The sequence below is a fragment of the Mycobacterium szulgai genome, from assembly GCF_002116635.1.
Taxonomy (GTDB): Bacteria; Actinomycetota; Actinomycetes; order Mycobacteriales; family Mycobacteriaceae; genus Mycobacterium; species Mycobacterium szulgai.
Map to the genome: position 1 here is coordinate 1 of NZ_LQPW01000175.1, position 1,128 is coordinate 1,128.

The following is a 1,128-nucleotide window of genomic DNA, read 5'->3' on the forward strand; positions in this document are numbered from 1 at the left end:
CCTTTCCACCCTCACCACCACCCGCCGCCAAGCCAGCACCACCACCCCCAACACCCTGGCCACCCAACTGGCCGGCCACACCCCCGAACAGCAACTGACCACCCTGACCACCCTCATCCTCACCACCACCGCCACCGTGCTGGCCCACCCCGACCCCAACACCCTCGACCCCGACCAACCCTTCACCAACCTCGGCATCGACTCGCTGACCGCCCTACAACTCCGCAACACCCTGACCCAACACACCGGCCTACCCCTACCCGCCACCCTCGTCTTCGACCACCCCACCCCCACCGCCATTGCCCGCCACCTGATGAGTCTGCTGTCGGGCAGCGCCATCCCGACGCGGGTGATCGCCGCCGTTGCCGCGCACATCGACGAGCCGATCGCGGTCGTCGGCATGGCGTGTCGGTTGCCTGGTGGGGTGGATTCGCCGCAGGCGTTGTGGGAGTTGGTCAGCGGCGGTGTTGATGCGGTCGGGGGCTTCCCCGCTGACCGGGGTTGGGATTTGGCCGGGTTGTTTGACCCCGATCCCGACGCGGTCGGCAAAACCTACACGCGTTCCGGAGCGTTCTTGACGGATGCGGCCGGCTTCGATGCCGAGTTCTTCGGGATTTCAGCGCGGGAAGCCACCTCGATGGATCCCCAACAACGTCTGTTGCTCGAAGTGTGTTGGGAGGCTTTGGAAACCGCCGGTATCGACCCGGCCACCCTGGACGGCACGGACACCGGAGTCTTCGCCGGCGCCTGGGCGCAACCAGGCACCGCCGGGCCAGACGGCTCCGAGGGTTATGGGTTGACGGGGTCGGCGACGAGTGTGGCCTCGGGTCGGGTGGCGTACGTGTTGGGGTTGCAGGGTCCGGCGATCACTATCGACACCGCCTGCTCGTCCTCACTGGTAGCCACCCACTTAGCCTGCCAATCCCTGCGCAACGGCGAGTCCAGTCTGGCTTTGGCCGGCGGAGTAACCGTCATGACCACCCCCGCACCCTTTATCGAGTTCGCTCGCCAGCGTGGGTTGTCGGTGGATGGGCGGTGTAAAGCGTTTGCCGCGGCTGCTGATGGCACCGGGTGGGGTGAGGGCGCGGCGATCGTGGTGTTGGAACGCCTCGGTGAGGCCCACCGTCA

The 1,128-nt window shown here is 67.0% G+C and carries 1 protein-coding gene; it reads left to right on the forward strand.

The annotated features are described in order from the left end of the window. A partial coding sequence (locus AWC27_RS28175; protein ID WP_139837278.1) for an acyl carrier protein occupies nucleotides 1–1,128 on the forward strand: 1,128 nt, incomplete at both ends.